This window comes from Streptomyces sp. SLBN-31 (assembly GCF_006715395.1).
Lineage (GTDB): Bacteria > Actinomycetota > Actinomycetes > Streptomycetales > Streptomycetaceae > Streptomyces.
This window is the reverse complement of the sequence record NZ_VFNC01000001.1, coordinates 2567694-2585648: the sequence shown is the minus strand read 5'-3', so window position 1 is coordinate 2585648 and position 17955 is coordinate 2567694. Positions and strand designations below refer to the sequence as shown.

At 72.0% G+C, this 17955-nt stretch carries 16 protein-coding genes; 5 read left to right on the top strand and 11 right to left on the bottom strand.

Features of this window, described 5'->3' with window-relative positions; all coding sequences use genetic code 11:
* Positions 1-143: 143 nt before the first annotated feature.
* The gene (gndA, locus tag FBY22_RS11860) at positions 144-1583 is read left to right on the top strand and encodes an NADP-dependent phosphogluconate dehydrogenase (protein ID WP_142144842.1); all 1440 of its coding nucleotides are present in this window, start codon (positions 144-146) and stop codon (positions 1581-1583) included.
* Positions 1584-2184: 601 nt separating this feature from the next.
* Here the strand turns inward: gndA and FBY22_RS11850 are convergent.
* From FBY22_RS11850 to FBY22_RS11815, 8 genes are all read right to left on the bottom strand, one after another.
* Positions 2185-2538 (bottom strand): GNAT family N-acetyltransferase, encoded by a 354-nt coding sequence (locus FBY22_RS11850; RefSeq protein ID WP_142144840.1) that lies wholly within the window; start codon positions 2536-2538, stop codon positions 2185-2187.
* A gap of 35 nt (positions 2539-2573) precedes the next feature.
* A complete protein-coding gene (gene panD / locus FBY22_RS11845) occupies positions 2574-2993 on the bottom strand; it encodes an aspartate 1-decarboxylase (RefSeq protein ID WP_142144838.1) in 420 nt (139 codons plus the stop codon).
* Positions 2994-3265: 272 nt separating this feature from the next.
* Complete coding sequence (locus FBY22_RS11840) at positions 3266-3754, bottom strand: GNAT family N-acetyltransferase (RefSeq protein ID WP_174267126.1); 489 nt, start codon at positions 3752-3754, stop codon at positions 3266-3268.
* 365 nt (positions 3755-4119) lie between these two features.
* On the bottom strand, positions 4120-4362 hold the full coding sequence (locus tag FBY22_RS11835; protein ID WP_142144834.1) for a DUF5302 domain-containing protein: 243 nt from the start codon (positions 4360-4362) through the stop codon (positions 4120-4122).
* A gap of 121 nt (positions 4363-4483) precedes the next feature.
* Positions 4484-5830 carry a DEAD/DEAH box helicase gene (locus FBY22_RS11830; RefSeq protein ID WP_142144832.1) on the bottom strand — a complete coding sequence of 449 codons (1347 nt, stop codon included), beginning with the start codon at positions 5828-5830 and terminating at the stop codon, positions 4484-4486.
* A 180-nt stretch (positions 5831-6010) separates the two neighbouring features.
* Positions 6011-6334 carry a hypothetical protein gene (locus tag FBY22_RS11825; protein ID WP_260844798.1) on the bottom strand — a complete coding sequence of 108 codons (324 nt, stop codon included), beginning with the start codon at positions 6332-6334 and terminating at the stop codon, positions 6011-6013.
* 342 nt (positions 6335-6676) lie between these two features.
* Complete coding sequence (locus tag FBY22_RS11820) at positions 6677-8119, bottom strand: APC family permease (protein ID WP_142144828.1); 1443 nt, start codon at positions 8117-8119, stop codon at positions 6677-6679.
* Between the two features lie 53 nt (positions 8120-8172).
* Entirely contained in the window at positions 8173-8868 is a 696-nt protein-coding gene (locus FBY22_RS11815; protein WP_142144826.1) for a FadR/GntR family transcriptional regulator, read from the bottom strand.
* 200 nt (positions 8869-9068) lie between these two features.
* Here FBY22_RS11815 and FBY22_RS11810 point away from each other — a divergent pair, with 200 nt between their 5' ends.
* The gene (locus FBY22_RS11810; protein ID WP_142144824.1) at positions 9069-10490 is read left to right on the top strand and encodes an amino acid permease; all 1422 of its coding nucleotides are present in this window, start codon (positions 9069-9071) and stop codon (positions 10488-10490) included.
* A 60-nt stretch (positions 10491-10550) separates the two neighbouring features.
* Here FBY22_RS11810 and FBY22_RS11805 read toward each other — a convergent pair whose 3' ends face one another.
* Complete coding sequence (locus tag FBY22_RS11805) at positions 10551-12446, bottom strand: ABC transporter ATP-binding protein (RefSeq protein ID WP_142147550.1); 1896 nt, start codon at positions 12444-12446, stop codon at positions 10551-10553.
* A gap of 174 nt (positions 12447-12620) precedes the next feature.
* Between FBY22_RS11805 and FBY22_RS11800 the strand changes: the two genes are divergently transcribed.
* On the top strand, positions 12621-13601 hold the full coding sequence (locus tag FBY22_RS11800) for a lysylphosphatidylglycerol synthase transmembrane domain-containing protein (protein WP_260844797.1): 981 nt from the start codon (positions 12621-12623) through the stop codon (positions 13599-13601).
* A 51-nt stretch (positions 13602-13652) separates the two neighbouring features.
* Here the strand turns inward: FBY22_RS11800 and FBY22_RS11795 are convergent, their stop codons facing one another.
* The gene (locus tag FBY22_RS11795) at positions 13653-14366 is read right to left on the bottom strand and encodes an SDR family NAD(P)-dependent oxidoreductase (protein WP_142144820.1); all 714 of its coding nucleotides are present in this window, start codon (positions 14364-14366) and stop codon (positions 13653-13655) included.
* A gap of 57 nt (positions 14367-14423) precedes the next feature.
* On the opposite strand from FBY22_RS11795, the gene FBY22_RS11790 reads away from it, so the two are divergent.
* Together FBY22_RS11790 and FBY22_RS11785 are read left to right on the top strand one after the other, a co-directional pair.
* Positions 14424-15188, top strand: coding sequence for a crotonase/enoyl-CoA hydratase family protein (locus tag FBY22_RS11790; protein ID WP_142144818.1), 765 nt, complete (start codon positions 14424-14426; stop codon positions 15186-15188).
* Positions 15189-15285: 97 nt separating this feature from the next.
* Positions 15286-16380 (top strand): mechanosensitive ion channel family protein, encoded by a 1095-nt coding sequence (locus FBY22_RS11785; RefSeq protein WP_142144817.1) that lies wholly within the window; start codon positions 15286-15288, stop codon positions 16378-16380.
* A gap of 4 nt (positions 16381-16384) precedes the next feature.
* Here the strand turns inward: FBY22_RS11785 and FBY22_RS11780 are convergent, their stop codons facing one another.
* Positions 16385-17926: a M1 family metallopeptidase gene (locus FBY22_RS11780; protein WP_142144816.1), complete on the bottom strand. Its 1542-nt coding sequence runs from the start codon at positions 17924-17926 to the stop codon at positions 16385-16387.
* Between the last annotated feature and the right edge of the window lie 29 nt (positions 17927-17955).

Here is a 17955-nt window from a genome sequence, read left to right as displayed (position 1 = left end):
GGGTCCGTGGTCCGTACTTGCGTACGCCACGCCGGACAACCCGGACATGCGCCGGGCGTACCGGCAAGTCAGGATGGTCGGTGGGGCGATACTGACGGGCACGACCGGCACCACCGATACCGGATCCTCAAGGAGCCAACCGAATGAGCAAGACAGCCCAGATCGGCGTCACGGGACTCGCGGTCATGGGCCGCAATCTCGCCCGGAACTTCGCGCGCAACGGCTACACGGTCGCCTTGCACAACCGGACGTCGGCGCGTACGCACGCCCTCGTCGAGGAGTTCGGGGACGAGGGCGACTTCATCGCGACGGAGACCGCCAAGGAGTTCGTGGCGGCGTTGGAGCGGCCGCGGCGGCTGGTCATCATGGTCAAGGCGGGCGGCCCGACGGACGCGGTGATCGACGAGTTCGCGCCGCTCCTGGAGCCCGGCGACATGATCATCGATGGTGGCAACGCGCACTTCGCGGACACCCGCCGCCGCGAGGCCGCGCTGCGCGAGCAGGGCATCCACTTCGTCGGCATGGGCGTCTCCGGCGGCGAGGAGGGCGCGCTGAACGGGCCGAGCATCATGCCGGGCGGCCCGAAGGAGTCGTACGACTCGCTCGGTCCGATGCTGGAGAAGATCTCGGCGAAGGCGAAGGACGGGGCGCCCTGTGTGACGCACGTCGGCCCCGACGGCGCCGGGCACTTCGTGAAGATGGTCCACAACGGCATCGAGTACGCCGACATGCAGCTGATCGGCGAGGCCTACCAGCTGCTGCGGGACGTCGCCGGCTACTCCCCCGCGCAGATCGCCGAGATCTTCCGCACCTGGAACACGGGCCGGCTGGACTCGTACCTCATCGAGATCACGGCCGAGGTGCTGTCCCACGTTGACGCGGCGACGGGCGAGCCGTTCGTGGACGTGGTGGTGGACCAGGCGGAGCAGAAGGGCACGGGCCGCTGGACGGTCCAGATCGCCCTTGACCTCGGGGTCCCGGTGTCGGGCATCGCGGAGGCGGTCTTCGCCCGCTCCCTGTCGGGCCACGCGGCGCTGCGCGAGGCCTCCCGCGGCCTGAAGGGCCCGAAGGCGTCCCCGCTGTCGGAGTCCGAGGCGGGGGCCTTCGCGGACCGGGTGGAGCAGGCCCTGTACGCGTCCAAGATCGTCTCCTACACGCAGGGCTTCCACGAGATCGCGGCGGCCCGCGAGGAGTACGACTGGGACATCGACCTGGGCGCGGTCTCGGCGATCTGGCGGGGCGGCTGCATCATCCGCGCGGCGTTCCTGGACCGCATCCGCGCCGCGTACGACGCCCGCCCCGACCTGCCGAGCCTGCTGTCGGACGAGACGTTCGCCCAGGAGATCGCGGACGCCCAGGACGACTGGCGCGAGGTCCTGGTCGCCGCGACCCGTCAGGGCGTGCCGACCCCCGGCTTCGCCGCGGCCCTCGCCTACTACGACGCCCTGCGCGCGGAGCGGCTGCCGGCGGCGCTGACGCAGGGGCAGCGGGACTTCTTCGGCGCCCACACCTACCGGCGCACGGACCGCGACGGGTCGTTCCACACCCTGTGGGGCGGCGACCGGTCGGAGGTGACCGCGTAGTCGGGCCACTTTCCCGACGGGAAGCACGGGGCGACGGACGGCCGAGCGGCCGTCCGTCGCTTTTTTTGCCTTTTTCGTGCCTGCCACGGGCATCGGCCCTGCGCGTCAGCTCAGGGGCGGGCCCGGCTCCGGGTTCGGCACCGGTTCCGGTCCCGGCGGGATCGGGGACGGGCCCGGGGGCGGGGCGGGGGTCGGCGTCGGGGGCGACGGGGGCTGCGGCGGTGGGGTCGGCTCCGGCCCGGGAGGCGGCTGGGGGTTGGGGACCGGAGACGGGTACGGGTCCGGCGGCTGGGGGCCCGGGCCGGGCTCGGGCGCGGGCGGTACGGGGTCCGGGCCCGGGTCGGGGCCCGGCGGTACGGGGTCGGGGTACGGGTCGGTCATCAGGTCCTCCGGCCAGTCGGTCGACGTCGGCTCTGGACTACTCCCCCGCGTACCCGGGCGCCGTTTCCCCACTCACCCGCCCGTATGACGACCTGGGTCCGGTCGGCCCCGCCCGGCGAGCGCCGGTGCCGGACGACATCGGGTGCGGGAGAACACGGCGCCGCCCCGGCCTGCCGTCCTTACGGCACGGGCGGCCGGGGCGGCGCCGTATGACGTCGGCTCAGAACCGTCCGGGGTGCGCCGCCAGCCACTGCTTCGCCGCGCGCAGCAGTTCGGGATCGGCCGTCCCGGCCACGTCCGGGTGGCGCTCGGCCCACTTCACGACGTACGGGCACAACGGCGCGACGACGACGCCCTCGCGCTCGGCGATGGCGTACAACTCCCGTGCCAGGGACCCCGCGATGCCCTTCCCCTCGTGCGCCGGCTCCACGATCGTGTGGACCGGGACCAGGGCGCGCCGGGGCGATTCGAGGACGAAGTACTCGATGTGGCCGACGACTTCGCCGTCCGCGCCGCCACCGAGGGCCTCCAGGCGGCCCGCCGCCCGGTCGTCGCGGATCTCGATGTCACTCATGAGGCACGCTCCTGGTCGAAGAACGCGGTCCGGGCTCAGGCCGATACGGCCTGCGGGCTGCGCTGCTGGTCCGAACCCGGTACCGGCTCGGAGGGGTCGGCGCCTTGGGCCACGATGCGGTTGTCGCGGTCCACGTGCACGACCCGAGGCCGCAGTGCCCGGGCCTCGGCGTCGGTCACCTGAGCGTAACTGATGATGATCACCAGGTCGCCGGGGTGGACGAGATGGGCGGCGGCACCGTTGATGCCGATCACGCCGGAGCCGCGCTCGCCCTCGATGACATATGTCTCCAGGCGCGAGCCGTTGGTGATGTCCACGATGTGCACGAGCTCGCCGGGCAGCAGGTCGGCGGCGTCGAGCAGGTCGGCGTCGATGGTCACCGATCCCACGTAGTGCAGGTCGGCCTGGGTGACGGTGGCCCGGTGGATCTTGGACTTGAACATGGTGCGCAGCATGTTGGACTCCTGGAAGACGGCTCCCCGCCAACTTTCTGCAGGTCGAGGGCGTCCATCACTGTACATGGGCATGCCTTTCGATCGAAGGCCTGCCGGAACATCGTGCGGAGGCCTGACGGAACATCGTGCTACACCCAGCGGGAATTCCAGAGTGCCCAGGTGGGTCTCGACCCGCTCGGGGGTGGAGATCGGCTGCATGGCCGGGGTGAGATCTGCGCGGTGCGCTGCAAGGGATCGTCTGGACCGTGCCCCGTCGACCGGCGCACACGGCGTCATCGCGAGGGAATGCGGAACTCGAATTCGGGACGGTCCCACGGCACGGCGGGCGGGTTCGCGAGCGCGGTTCCGGTGCGCACCGCACCGACGCGGTGGTAGAAGTCCTCGGCGGGAAGGTGCGACACGACCTTGAGTCGGTCGATCCCCGCGGCGCGGGCCTCGGCCCGCATGTGGTCGACGAGCTGCCGTCCTATGCCCCGTCCCTGCACGTCGTCGGCGACGAACAGCAGGTCGAGCTCCGGTGGCTCGAGGACGAGCGCGTAGAACCCGAGGACCCGACCTGAGGGCTCGTCGGCGTCGACGGCCACGAAGGTGCGGTGGGCCTCGATGTAGTCGGGACCCACCCGGTAGCCCGCGACCGCGGCCGCGTACTTGCCCTGGTAGGCGCCCGAGCCCCGCACGAGCCGCGTGAGCCGCCTGGCGTCCCGCGCGACAGCCCTCCGGATCGTGACCGGCCGGCTGAGCGGGGTGGGGCGTGAACTCATCTGGCGAGTATTTCGCACCGGGGAACACCGTCGCGCGGTGGGTCGGCCGCTCGCGCGGGGGATCGCACAACGCCGCTCGTACGGCGGATCGCGCGTCACCGCAGTCGACCGCTCGTACGGGGATCGCGCGTCACCGCAGTCGACCGCTCGTACGGGGATCGCGCATCGCCTCAGTCGACCGCTCGTACGGGGGCTCTCATCGCCGCGCAGGAGACCGCCGACCACGTCCCTGCCCCGCAACCCGCTTGGACCTGCGGCCCTGCCCGCAACCCGCTTGGGCCTGCGCCTCGCGGGCCACCGCACCGGGCGCGCGTGGAGGGCGCGCACAGTGCCGGTGGAGCGCTCGGGCCGCGGGACCGATCGGCTCAGCCGCCGCTCTTGCGCCGGAACGACCGCTGGCTCGCGGCCGGGCCGTGCGCCGCCCGCACCTTCGACGCGTCGGGGTTGGACGCGGCATCGGCCGCGTCCGCCTGCGCGCCGCGCTTGCGGGCGAGGGCTTCGCGGAACTTGCGCTTGAGGTCGTAGTTGCCGTCGCTGTCCGGCGCGAGAGGGGACGGCTCGGCGGCGGCCGGCTCCGAACCTTCCGTGGAAACGGGCTCTGCGGTCATGGTGACCTCCTGGGTTCGGGGATGTGCGACCACAGCTTGTCATGGCTGCACGGCGCCGGGGCGGGCCGGGCCGGGGCGTGGCGATCCGGTGGCCGGAAGTTCACCACCAGGGTGACGCGTCTCAGCCGTTGCGGCGCACTAGGGCGGCCCTGCGAGCCTCGGCCAGCTTGCGGGCCTCGCCGGCCTTCCGGGACTTGCCGCCGGCGCCGCGGGAGTTGTCCTTGCTGGTGCCGATGCCGCGGAAGGGCAGGTTGGTGTTCTTGGGCCGGGGGACGGCGGCCCCGTCGAGCGGGGTCCCGGAGGGGGCCTTGGCGCCGGTGATCCGGCTCAGTTCCGCCTCGCCCGAGCGCACCTTGGTGACGGTCGCCTCGACGCCGGCCTCGGCCAGCATGCGGCTCGTCTCGCGGCGCTGGGCCGACAGCACGAGCGTGACCACGCTGCCGGACTCACCGGCGCGGGCGGTGCGGCCGGCCCGGTGCACGTAGTCCTTGGGGTCGGTGGGCGGGTCGACGTTGACCACGAGATCGAGGTCGTCGACGTGCAGGCCACGGGCCGCCACGTCGGTCGCCACCAGCACGCTGAGCCGGCCGTCCCTGAACTGCGCCAGTGTCCGGGTGCGCTGGGGCTGGGACTTGCCGCTGTGCAGGGCCCCGGCCTGCACCCCGTTGGCCCGCAGATGGCGGGTGAGCAGGTCGACGGAGTGCTTGGTGTCGAGGAACAGCAGTACGCGGCCGTCGCGGGCGGCGATCTCCGTGGTGACGGCGTAGCGGTCGGGTCCGTGGACGACCAGGACGTGGTGCTCCATCGTCGTGACCGTGCCCGCCGGCGGGTCGACCGAGTGGACGACGGGGTCGTGGAGGTAGCGGTGGACCAGCTGATCGACGTCGTGATCCAAAGTGGCCGAGAACAGCATCCGCTGACCGTCGGGGTGCACCTGGTCGAGCAGGTCTACGACCTGCGGCAGGAATCCCAGGTCGCACATCTGGTCGGCCTCGTCGAGCACGGTGATCCTCACCCGTCCCAGTCGGCAGGCGTTGCGCTCGATCAGGTCGTGCAGGCGTCCGGGGGTGGCGACGACCACGTCGGCTCCCTGGCGCAGCGCGGCGATCTGCCGGCCGATCGACATGCCGCCGACGACCGTGGCCATCCGCAGCCGCAGTGCCTCGGCGTACGGCGTCAGCGCCTCGGTGACCTGCTGGGCCAGCTCGCGGGTGGGCACGAGGACGAGGGCGAGGGGCTGCTTCGGTTCGGCGCGCCGTCCGGCCGTACGGGTCAGCAGCGGCAGGCCGAAGGCCAGCGTCTTGCCCGATCCGGTGCGCCCGCGTCCCAGGACGTGTCGCCCTTTGAGTGCGTCGGGCAACGTGGCGGCCTGGATGGGGAAGGGGTCGCGCAGCCCGAGTGCGCTGAGGGTCCGCAGCACCTCCACCGGCAGTCCGAGACCGGCGAAGGAGTCGTCGGGGCGCGTCATGAACAGCCTTCCGTAGAGGAACGTACCGAGGAAGGCCCGGCAGGATCGAGAGCCCCCGCACAGGTGGAACCGGACGCGCTGGAGCGACCGGCGCGAGGACCACGCAAACGCACGACGGTACCACGAGGGGCGGACCGCGTCGTGAGCGGTCCGCCCCTTCTTCGCTCCGTCCTGGACCGGCTACTCGGCGGCCGGCAGGGAGGGCAGTCCGCCGCCCAGGAGGCCCGTGACCAGGGAGAGCACCGGCGACAGCGCGCCCGTCACGGAGTCGAGGGCGGAGCCCAGGTCGAGCGAGCCCAGGGCCTTGAGCAGGTCGGAGATCGCCGTCTGGATCTGGGCCAAGGCGTCCGAGATCGGGTCGGCGGCGCGCACGCCCGCCGTCGCGGACCGGTCCCGCAGCTCCCGTACGAGGGGGGCGGACGCCGTTTCGACCGCCTTCCGGTAGGCGGTCACCTCGTCCGGGCCGAGGCGCTCGCCGCGTCTGTCGTCGAGGTCGGTCAGCACACCGAGCAGGGGGTGGAGTGCAGCGGCGCCGGGCAGCCGCCTCGCCCCGTCGGTCGTCGGTGCCCCTGCGACGGAGGGCTGCGCGACGGCGGTGGCTTCGGTCGGAGGGCCGGTCGTGGCGGCGGCGGTGCCTGCGGGGCCGAGGACCAGCGCGGCGCAGACGACGGCACAGTGGGAAGCCCCGACGGGCCTCGCAACCGGTCCGGCGCCCGGCTCACCGCCCCCCGGTCCCCGGTCCCCTCGGGAAGGCCCTCACCTGCGGGTTTTTCACCCACGCCTCCGTTCACGCGCTCCTTCCGGGCACTCCACCATCAGGGTGCGGGCAGCTCACACCGCATCGGCTCACTCCACGTCGGCGACGACGGAGCCGACCCTTTCCGCCAGACCCGGGTCGCGGCGGACCAGGAGGGCCGCGTAGCCGACGGCCAGCAGCAGGGCCGCGAGCGCCGCGACCGGGAACCAGTTGTACGGCGCGGGCTGGCCGGGCTTGGCCAGGTAGTACAGCGGCACCAGGATCGCCAGGACGCCGAGCGCGGGCAGCACCAGGTGGCGGACCGTGCGGAACTCCTGCGGCCGGTAGCGCCGGTAGTAGAAGGGCAGGGCGATGTTGGAGGCCAGGTAGACCACCAGGATCAGGATGGTGCCCAGGGTCGAGGACTCGGTGAAGAAGACGACCGGGTCCATCGGGCCGCCGTCCGCCCCGATCAGGTGGCCGAGGCCCCAGCCGCCGATGATGAGCAGGGCGGTGACGGCGAAGGTGACGATGGCGTTGTTCGGCGTACGGCGCACGGGGTGGACGTAGCCGAAGAAGGACGGCAGCAGTCCCTCGCGTCCGGCGTTGAAGACCAGCCGGGCCTGGGAGTTGATGCCGGCGATGAGCACGCCGAGGGTCGAGGTGAGGCCGCCGACGTAGGCGAGGAAGGCCAGTGCGCCAAGGGTGTCGTGGGCGACGTCGATGAAGGGGATGGCCGAGTCGCCGAGGCTCTGGACGTCGTAGTCGAAGCCGGTGACGGTGGCGTAGGAGAAGAGGATGTAGCTCGCCGTCATGATGCCCACCGAGGAGAAGACGGCGCGTCCGACGTTGCGCCGCGGGTTCTCCGTCTCCTCGGCGAGGGCGGCGGAGTTCTCCCAGCCGACGAAGAGGTACACGGCGAGCGGGAAGCCGGCGGCCAGGCCCCTGAGGCCGTGGTGGATGTGGTCGGGCAGGAAGGGCGCGGCGGACAGGTTGCCGCGGTGTTCGACGAGCGCGGCGACGGAGACCACGACGAGGACGAGCATCTCCACGGCGAAGAAGTAGCCGGCCCACTTGGTGGAGACGACGATGCCGCGCAGCATCAGCACCACCGAGGCGCCGGTCAGCAGCAGGGTCCAGATGATCCAGGGGATGTCGACGCCGGTGTAGTGGTGCAGGGTGATCTGCACGAAGCCGCCCGAGATGGCGATGACGGAGGCCATCGCGATGATGTAGCCGAGGCCGGCCAGCAGGGCGGTGGTCACGGCGCTGACCGGGCCGAAGGTCTTGCCGACGAAGGTGATGAAGCTGCCCGCGGAGGGGTGGGCCCGGGAGAACTGGGCGAGGGTGTTGCCGAGCAGCGCGACGGCCACGCCGGCGGCGAGGATGGTCAGCGGGGAGGCGACGCCCGCGGTGGTGGCGAGGAAGGCGAAGCCGAAGAAGAAGCTCATGGCCGGGCCGACGTTGGCCATGGTGGCGGCGGCGATGTCCGCCATGCCGAGGACGCCGCCGCGCAGCCGCTGGGGCGGGCCGGCGGTTCTCCGGTCGGGCATGACGGCGGCTCCTTGTGCGGGGTCGGTGCGGGGGGCGGGGTCGTGGGCGGGGCTCAGGCCGTTCCGGCGTCGCGGTGGGCCTTGACCGCGGCCACCGCGGGGGCCATGGCGCCGCGGGCGAGTTCGTCGAGCAGGTCGGTGTGGTGGCGGTTGCGTGCCTGTACGACCTCGGGGGTCGGGGCGGGCAGCAGCAGGCACTGGCGGCCGAGCAGGTCGGCGGCGAACTCGCGGATGCCGGGGCCGCCGAGCGCCTCGGCGAGGTCGAGGTGGAAGCGGGTCTCCAGTTCGAGCAGCCGGTCCGGTACGTCGGTGCGGTCCAGTTCGTCGGTCAGCGCCCGCAGTCCGTCGAGCCGGTCCTGCGGCACCTCGCCGACGGCGTGGGAGACGAGCCCGCACTCCAGGAGCGCGTGCACGGCGTCCAGCGAGGCCGCCTCGTCGGGGTCGTGCATCACGGCCGCGACGGTGTCCCAGTCCTGGGCGACGAACGTTCCGCCGGCCCGGCCGCGCCGGCGGTCGAGCAGACCGTCCTGGCACATGCCCTCCAGGGCCCGGCGTACGGTGATCTCGCCGATGCCGAGTTCCTCGGCCAGGACGCCGACGTCCGGCAGCCGGTCCCCCGGCGCCTCGGACCTCAGGCGCACCCGCAGGGCGATCCGTGAGCGGACGAGTTCCGATCCGGTCTGCCCCCTGCCGGGCAGGACGCGGACGTCGAGCACCCCGGAGACGAACTTGCCCGCTGCCTTGGCCACGACGTCACCTTAACCGCCTGCTGAGCGGGGTCACGGCCCGCGTGAGATGTGCATGGGGGCTCCTACGGACGTAGCGGCTCCGCGTTGCACGCAAAATAGAGCACGATGAACAGTTAAACAAGTCTTGTTCTTTTGGATCGTACTGAACTAATTTCCGGGTCACCGTCCCCTCCGTCCTCACTCCTCTCATGGATGTCGCGATGACCTCAACGCTCACCCAGAGTCCGCCCTCCGAGCCCGGCCTGAAGCCGGGGCTCAAGAACCGCCATCTGTCGATGATCGCCATCGGCGGTGTCATCGGTGCCGGCCTGTTCGTCGGCTCCGGCTCCGGCATCGCCGCCGCCGGGCCCGGCATCCTCGTCTCGTACGCGCTCGTCGGCGTCCTCGTCGTCCTCGTGATGCGCATGCTGGGCGAGATGGCCGCGGCCAACCCGACGTCCGGCTCCTTCTCCGCCTACGCCGACCGGGCGCTGGGCCGCTGGGCCGGCTTCACCATCGGCTGGCTGTACTGGTTCTTCTGGGTCGTGGTGCTCGCCGTCGAGGCGACCGCCGGCGCCAAGATCCTGGCGGGCTGGGTGCCCGCGGTCCCGCAGTGGGGCTGGGCCCTGATCGTCATGGTGGTCCTGACCGCCTCCAACCTCGCCTCGGTCAGCTCCTACGGCGAGTTCGAGTTCTGGTTCGCGGGCATCAAGGTCGTCGCCATCGCCGCGTTCATCGTGCTGGGCGGCCTCGCGATCTTCGGTCTGCTGCCCGGCTCGGACCACCCGGCGTCCGGCTTCTCGTATCTCACCGCGCACGGCGGATTCCTGCCGCACGGACCCGGCGCGATCCTCACCGGCGTGCTGATGGTGGTCTTCTCCTTCATGGGCAGCGAGATCGTCACGCTCGCGGCCGGTGAGTCGCAGGACCCGCGGGGTGCGGTCACCAAGGCCACCAACAGCGTGATCTGGCGGATCGCGGTGTTCTACCTGGGCTCGATCCTGATCGTGGTGTCGCTGCTGCGCTGGGACGACCCGGCGATCCTCAAGGACGGTTCCTACGTCGCCGCGCTCAGCTCCATCGGCATCCCGCACGCCGCGCAGATCATGAACGCGATCGTGCTCACCTCGGTGCTGTCCTGTCTCAACTCCGGCCTTTACACCGCCTCGCGCATGGCGTTCTCGCTGGGCGGCCGCAACGACGCCCCGGCCTCCTTCGCCCGCACCACGCAGCGCGGTGTGCCGCGCACGGCGATCCTGGCCTCGGTGGTCTTCGGCTTCGTCGCGGTCGCCTTCAACTACCTGTGGCCGGACACCGTCTTCCAGTTCCTGCTCAACGCCTCCGGTGCGATCGCCCTCTTCGTCTGGCTGGTGATCTGCTTCTCCCAGCTGCGGATGCGCAAGATCATCCAGCGGGAGTCGCCGGAGAAGCTCGTCGTGCGGATGTGGCTCTACCCCTACCTGACCTGGGCCACGATCGCCCTGATCACCTTCGTGCTGGGCTACATGCTGACCGACACCGCCGACGGCGGCGGCCGCGACCAGGTGGTCCTGTCCACGCTGGTGGCGCTGGCTGTGGTGGTCTTCGCCCTGGTCCGCCAGCGGGTGCGCGGCAGGCGGGACGAGCCGGCCCTGCAGTCGTAGCGACTTCACGACGTACGGCCCCGGGGGCGGCGATGCCGTCCCCGGGGCCGTGGGTCGTCGTCACGCCACCACCTCGACCTCCGGCGCGCCGTCCTCCCCGTCGGGCTCCGCGAACTGGGTGCGGTACAGCTCGGCGTACCGGCCGCCGGCCAGCAGCAGTTCCTCGTGGGTGCCGCGCTCCACGACCCGCCCGTCCTCGATCACCAGGATCAGGTCCGCGGCCCGCACCGTGGACAGCCGGTGCGCGATCACGACCGCGGTGCGGCCCTCCAGCGCCTCGGCCAGCGCCTCCTGGACGGCGGCCTCGGAGGTGTTGTCGAGGTGGGCGGTGGCCTCGTCGAGGATGACGACGCGCTGACGGGCCAGCAGCAGGCGGGCGATGGTCATGCGCTGGCGCTCGCCGCCGGACAGCCGGTAGCCGCGTTCACCGACGACCGTGTCCAGACCGTCGGGCAGCGAGCGGACGAGGTCGTCGAGGCGGGAGCGGCGCAGGGCGTCCCACAGCTCGGCCTCGGCCGCCTCGGGGCGGGCCAGCAGCAGGTTGGCACGGACCGTGTCGTGGAAGAGGTGACCGTCCTGGGTGACCATGCCGAGGGTGGCGCGCAGCGAACCGGCGCTCAGATCGCGGACGTCCACGCCGCCGATGCGCACGGCGCCCTCGTCGACGTCGTACAGGCGCGGCAGCAGCTGCGCGATGGTCGACTTGCCGGCGCCGGAGGACCCGACGAGCGCCACGGTCCGGCCGGGTTCGGCGCGGAAGGAGATGCCGTGCAGGACCTCGGCGCCGCCCCTGGTGTCCAGGGACGCGACCTCCTCCAGCGAGGCCAGGGAGACCTTGTCGGCGGACGGGTAGGCGAAGCGGACCGCGTCGAACTCGACGGAGACCGGGCCCTCGGGGACGGCCCGCGCCCCCGGCTTCTCCACGATGAGCGGCTTCAGGTCGAGCACCTCGAAGACGCGCTCGAAGCTGACCAGCGCGCTCATCACCTCGACACGGGCCCCGGCGAGCGCGGTGAGCGGCGCGTACATGCGGGTCAGCAGCAGAGCGAGCGAGACGACGGCGCCCGGCTCCAGGCTGCCGCGCAGGGCGAACCAGCCGCCCAGGCCGTAGACGAGGGCCAGCGCGAGGGAGGACACCAGGGTGAGGGCGGTGATGAACACCGACTGGGCCGTGGCGGTGCGCACACCGATCTCGGCGACCCGGCGGGCGCGCGCCGCGAACTCCTCCGACTCCTGCTCCGGGCGTCCGAAGAGCTTGACCAGGGTGGCGCCGGGAGCGGAGAAACGCTCGGTCATACGGGTGCCCATGGCCGCGTTCAGGGTGGCCGCCTCGCGCTGCATACGGGCCATGCGGCTGCCCATGCGCCTGGCCGGGACCACGAACGCCGGCAGGAGCAGCAGCGCCAGCAGCGTGATCTGCCAGGACAGGGTGAGCATGACGACGAGGGTGAGCACGAGGGTGACCAGGTTGCTGACCACTCCGGACAGGGTGTTGCTGAAGGCGCGCTGGGCGCCGATGACGTCGTTGTTGAGTCGGGAGACCAGCGCTCCCGTACGTGTGCGTGTGAAGAACGCGACCGGCATCCGCTGCACATGATCGAACACAGCCGTCCGCAGATCGAGGATGAGGCCCTCCCCGAGCGACGCCGAGAGCCTCCGGCCGAGGATCCCGAGCACCGCCTCCGCGACCGCGATGAGCGCGATGAGCAGGGCGAGGCGTACGACGGTGCCCTGGTCACCGTGCGACACGATCGCGTTCACGACATGTCCGGCGAGCACGGGGGTCGCCACGGCGAGCAGCGCGGTCACCACCCCGAGGAGCACGAACTGTGCGATGCGGGCGCGGTGCGGACGGGCGAACGCGCCGATACGGCGCAGCGTGGCACGCGCCACGGGTCGGCGCTCCTGCTGGGCGGTCATGACACTGTGCAGCTGTGTCCACGCTGTGGTTTCCATGCTCATGGGAGAGAACGTAGAACCTTAAGCGTCATTGAGGTCAACACTCCCGCCGCTTCGTCCTCTGCCCCGAAGGACCTCATGGCCCTGCCTCCCCACCCGCTTCCCGTCCGTAAGCCGCTGTCCGCGATGCCGCAACCCGCAGTTGGCGCGGCGCGGAAACCCTCTTCCGGTGTGACTGCGGTCGAAGTTCCCCACGGCTCCCTCCCTCCGGGACGGTTCCCCCGTCGCGTCCCGGTCCGCCAGGTCCTGTGCCTGCTTCCGCTCCTGCTGGTCGCCGTCGTCGCCGTGCGGCACCGTGACGTCCTGGCCGAGGGATTCGGTCATCTGCGCTCGGCCCACTGGCCGTGGCTGCTGGCGGCGGTCGCCGCCACCTGTCTGACCTGGGTGGCGGCCGCCTTCACCCGGCAGGGCGCGGTCGTCGACCGGCTGCCGAGGCGGCGGCTGCTGGCCACCCAGTTCGCCGCGGGCTCCGCCAACCACCTGCTGCCCACCGGCCTGGGCGCCGGGGCGGTCAACCTGCGGTTCATGACCGTGTGCGGCATTCCGCTGGCCCGTTCCTCGGCCGCCCTCGCCCTGTACCTGCTGGCGGAGTCGGTCACCCGGGTGGCCCTGCTGGTCGTGCTGCTGCTCGCGTTCCCCGGCGCGCTGCGCTTCGGCAACCTGGTACCGCCGGACGCGACAGACCCGCTGCTGCTCACGGTCGCGGTGGTCGCGGTCCTCGCCGTCACGGCCCTGGTCCTGGTGCGACGGCTGCGGACGGCCGTGCTGTCCTTCCTGCGGACGGCGCTGGGCGAGCTGCGCTCGGTGCACGCGCGCCCGTCCCGCGCCCTCGCCCTGTGGGGCGGCTCGCTCGCCTTCCCCGCGTTGCAGGCGGCGGGGCTCGTCCTGGTCGGCATGTCGCTGGGGCTGCCGGTGCCTCCGGTGCACATGGCCGTGGCGTATCTCGCCGCGACCGTCGCGGTCGCGCTGGTGCCGACGCCCGGCGGGCTCGGCTCGGTGGAGGCGGCGCTGGTCGTGGCGTTGGTGGCGGCGGGCGGCCCGGCGGCCGTGGCGACGGCAGTGGTGCTCGCCTACCGGATCATCACGGTGTGGCTGCCGCTGGTGCCGGGGGCGCTGACGCTGGGGGCGCTGGTGCGGCTGAAGGTGATCTGAGGCCGCGCCGAAGGCCATCGGGAGCCACACCCCTCACCCGGGGCGGACGCCTCACCAGGCGAGCGGCTCGCCGTCCCGGAAGAAGCCGCCGGTCGGGCCCCCGTCGGGCAGCGTGGCCGCCCACACCACACCTGCCGCGCCCTCGGCCACTGGCCGGCCGCCCCGGCCGCCCATGTCGGTGGCGACCCAGCCCGGGCAGACCGCGTTGACCAGCACCCCGTCCCGGCCGAGTTCCCCGGCCAGCAGACGGGTGAGGGCGTTCAGGGCGGCCTTGGAGACGCTGTAGGCCGGGGTGCCGCCGCTCATTGCGTGCAGGGAGCCGCCCTCGCTGCTCACCATGACCACCCGGGCGTGCGGGCCGCGCCGCAACAGCGGAAGCAGCGCCTGGGTGACCCTCCAGGCACCGAACAGATTGGTGTCCAGGGCCTGTTGCACCTCGGCCAGGTCGGCGGACCGGGCCTGCGCCCAGGTGTCGTAGAGGATCGCCGCGTTGTTGACGACCACGTCCACGCGGCCCTGCTCGCGGGTCACCCGGTCGGCCATCGCGGCCACGCTCGCCGCGTCGGCGACGTCGAGCCGGACGGCGGTCACCCGCTCGCCGCCCGGGTCGAGACGGGCCGCGGCGGCGCGCCCCTTGTCGAGGTCGCGCGAGCCGAGGACTACGCGGTGGCGCCGGTCGGCGAGCTGTCGTACCACTTCGTACCCGATACCGCGGTTGGCCCCGGTCACGACGGCGACCGGGAGGTCCGCGCCTTCGCCTGCCATCAGGAACACTCCCTTGAGTACGCGACATCAGCCTCGCACAGGAAAAGGGGGACCAGCATGCCGGTCCGGATCGAGCGCCAGGGACACGTCACCACGGTCGTCCTCGTCCGCCCCGAGGCCCGTAACGCGGTCGACGGTCCGACGGCCGCCGAACTGGTCGCCGCGTTCCGCGACTTCGAGGCGGACGAGGAGGCGCGGGTGGCGGTGTTGTGGGGCGAGGGCGGGACGTTCTGCGCGGGCGCCGACCTCAAGGCCGTCGGCACGCAGCGGGGGAACCGGGTCGCGGAGGACGGCGACGGCCCGATGGGCCCGACGCGGCTGCGGCTGTCCAAGCCGGTGATCGCCGCGGTCGCCGGGCACGCCGTGGCGGGCGGCCTGGAACTGGCCCTGTGGTGCGATCTGCGGGTCGCCGAGGAGGACGCGGTCTTCGGCGTGTTCTGCCGCCGCTGGGGTGTACCGCTGATCGACGGGGGCACGGTGCGGCTGCCCCGGCTGATCGGGCAGAGCCGGGCGTTGGACATGATCCTGACGGGGCGTCCGGTGCAGGCGCGGGAGGCGTACGGGATGGGGCTGGCCAACCGCCTCGTCCCCACCGGCACGGCCCGCACCGCGGCCGAGGAACTGGCCGCGGAGGTCGCCCGTTTCCCGCAGGCGTGCCTGCGCGGCGACCGGGCGTCGGCGCTGGAGCAGGAGGGGCTGACCGAGGAGGAGGCGATGCGCGGCGAACTGCGTTACGGGATGGACGTGTTGGCGCAAGGTGTGGAGGGTGCGGCGCGGTTCGCCTCCGGTGCGGGGCGGCACGGGTCCTTCACGGACGTATGACGAACGGAACGCGCCAGGCTGCACGGGCGGCGGGCACGAACCCCTGTGCGGATGCGGCAGGATGAGCGGTTGCACATCCCGAAATTGGAGGTAACCGGTGAACCGAGCGCTCACCGTGGACGACCTGGTCCTCGCCGGAATCGCGCTGGGCGCGGGCCTGTTGGCCGCGTTCCTGCTGCGCCTGTTGATGCGGTGGCTGGGCAAGCACGCCGACCGTACCCGCTGGAGCGGTGACGACGTCATCGTGGACGCGCTGCGCACGGTGGTGCCGTGGGCCGCGTTCCTGGGCGGGGCCGCGTCCGCGGGCGGGATACTGCCGCTGACGAGGACCGTCCAGAAGCATGTGAACCAGTCGCTCACCGTCGTGCTCATCTTCGTCGTGACGCTGACGGCGGCCCGGGTGATCGCCGGCCTGGTGGGCGCGGTCACCCAGTCCCGCTCCGGGGTCGCCAGGTCGGCCACGATCTTCGTGAACATCACCCGGGTCCTGGTCCTGGCGATCGGCTTCCTGGTGGTACTGCAGACGCTGGGCATCTCGATCGCCCCGATGCTCACCGCCCTGGGCGTCGGCGGTCTGGCGGTCGCCCTCGCCCTTCAGGACACCCTCGCCAACCTGTTCGCGGGCATCCACATCCTCGCCTCCAAGACCGTGCAGCCCGGTGACTACATCCAGCTGAGCAGCGGCGAGGAGGGCTACGTCGAGGACATCAACTGGCGTCAGACGACCGTGCGCGCGCTCTCCAACAACCTCATCGTCATCCCCAACGGGGAACTCGCCAAGGCCAACATGACCAACTTCATGCGCCCCGAGCAGAAGCTGACGATCACCGTCCAGGTCGGCGTCGCCTACGACAGTGACCTGGAGCACGTCGAACGCGTCACCTGCGAGGTCGTCGCCGAGGTGATGCAGGAGATCGACGGCGCCGTCCCGGACCACGAGCCGCTGGTGCGCTTCCACACCTTCGGCGACTCCCGGATCGGCTTCACGGTGATCCTCGGGGTCGGCGAGTTCAGCGACCAGTTCCGGATCAAGCACGAGTTCATCAAGCGACTGCACCGGCGCTACGGCCAGGAGGGCATCCGCATCCCGGCGCCCGCCCGGACGGTGGCGCTGCAGCAGGGCTCGGTGAGCATCCCGCAGCAGCGCAGCGCCGAGCAGGTGGGCGACGCGCACGTCGCCCACCTCGACTGACGGCTCAGAGGGTCGCCGAGTTCTCGTGCCAGTGCCCGCCCCGGCGGCTGTGCGGCGTGGCGAGCGAGGAACTTACCGGCGTGACCGTCCAGTCCGGGTGCCCGGGCATCCGCGGGGTCCTGGTGCCGTAGAGCCAGTCCCGCAGGAAGCCGGTCAGGTCCTGGCCGGAGACCTCCGAGGCGACGGCGATGTAGTCGTCCGTCGTCGCCGAGGAGTTCCGATACCGGTCCAGGAAGGCGCGCTCGATCGCGTGGAAGACGTCCTCGCCGACGACCTGGCGCAGCGCGTACAGGACGAGGACGCCGCCCGTGTAGCGCTGGCTGTCGAAGAGGTTGACCTCGTTGGGCGCGGCGACCGGGCCGGAGTCGTGCCGCCACTGGTCGCCGACGCCGTAGGTCCACTTCATGCGGTCCTCGAAGGTGCTGTAGCCGAGCGAGTCTGTCCAGCCGCGCTCGTAGCGGTACAGCAGTCCGTAGTAGTCGGCGTGGCCCTCGTTGAGCCACAGGTCGGCCCAGTTCGCGGGGCTGACCATGTTGCCGAACCAGGAGTGCACCAGCTCGTGCATCATGTGCGAGCCGATCTTCTTCTCCTCCTGGAGCAGGAAGTTCGGCTTGTACAGGGTGAGGGTCTGGGTCTCCAGACCCGTGAAGTCGAAGGCAGTCGGGCTGTCGGAGTTGCAGGGCAGCAGGCCGTACGTCTCGAAGGGGAACGCCCCGAGGCGCTGCTCGATCCACTCCACGAGCCCGGGCGTGAGCGCGAGCGCGGGCTCCAGTGCGGCGGCGCGGGCCGTCGGCACGACGTCCCGCAGCGGCAGGCCGTTCGGGCCCGGCCGCTCCTTGACGGCGTAGTCGCCGACCGTGATCTGCGCCAACTCCGTGGCCATCGGCTCACGGGACTCGTACGTGTACGCGGTACGGCCCCCGTCGAGGTTCTCGGTGCCGCAGAGCAGGCCGTTGGCGACGCCCCGCAGTCCGTCGGGGACGGTGACGCGGAAGGTGAAGTCCGCCTTGTCCGAGGGGTGGTCGTTGCAGGGGAAGACGGTGTGCGCGGAGTTCGGCTGCGGGCAGATCGCGAAGCCGTCCGGGGTGACGACCCAGGCGGTGTGCGGGAGGGTGCGGGCCGGGTCGGCCGTGTACTCCACGCAGACCGTCACCCGGGCCTTGTCGCGCAGCGGCCGGGCAGGGGTGATCCGCAGCTTCTCGTCGGCCTGCTCGAAGGAGGCGGTGCGGCCGCCGACGCGGACGGCGTGCACGTCCAGGCCGAGGCAGTCCAGGGAGAACCGGCTGAGCGGCTGGGTGGTGCGGATCCTCAGGGTGGCGGTGGCCTCGACGAGCTTGGTCGTGGCGTCGTAGGCGAGGTCGAGGTGGTAGGCCGAGACGCGGTAGCCGTCGTTGCCGAGGGCCGGGAAGACGCTGTCGCCGAGGGTCTCGACGCCCGGGGTGCCTCCGCCCCGCGGTGCCGCCTGGGCCGTTCCCCCCACGGTCAGTGCCGCGGCCGTACCGATCAGGGCGGCCGCGGGGGCCGTCACTCTGGTGCGATATCTCATGGTCAGCTTTCGCTCGGGCGGCCGGGTGG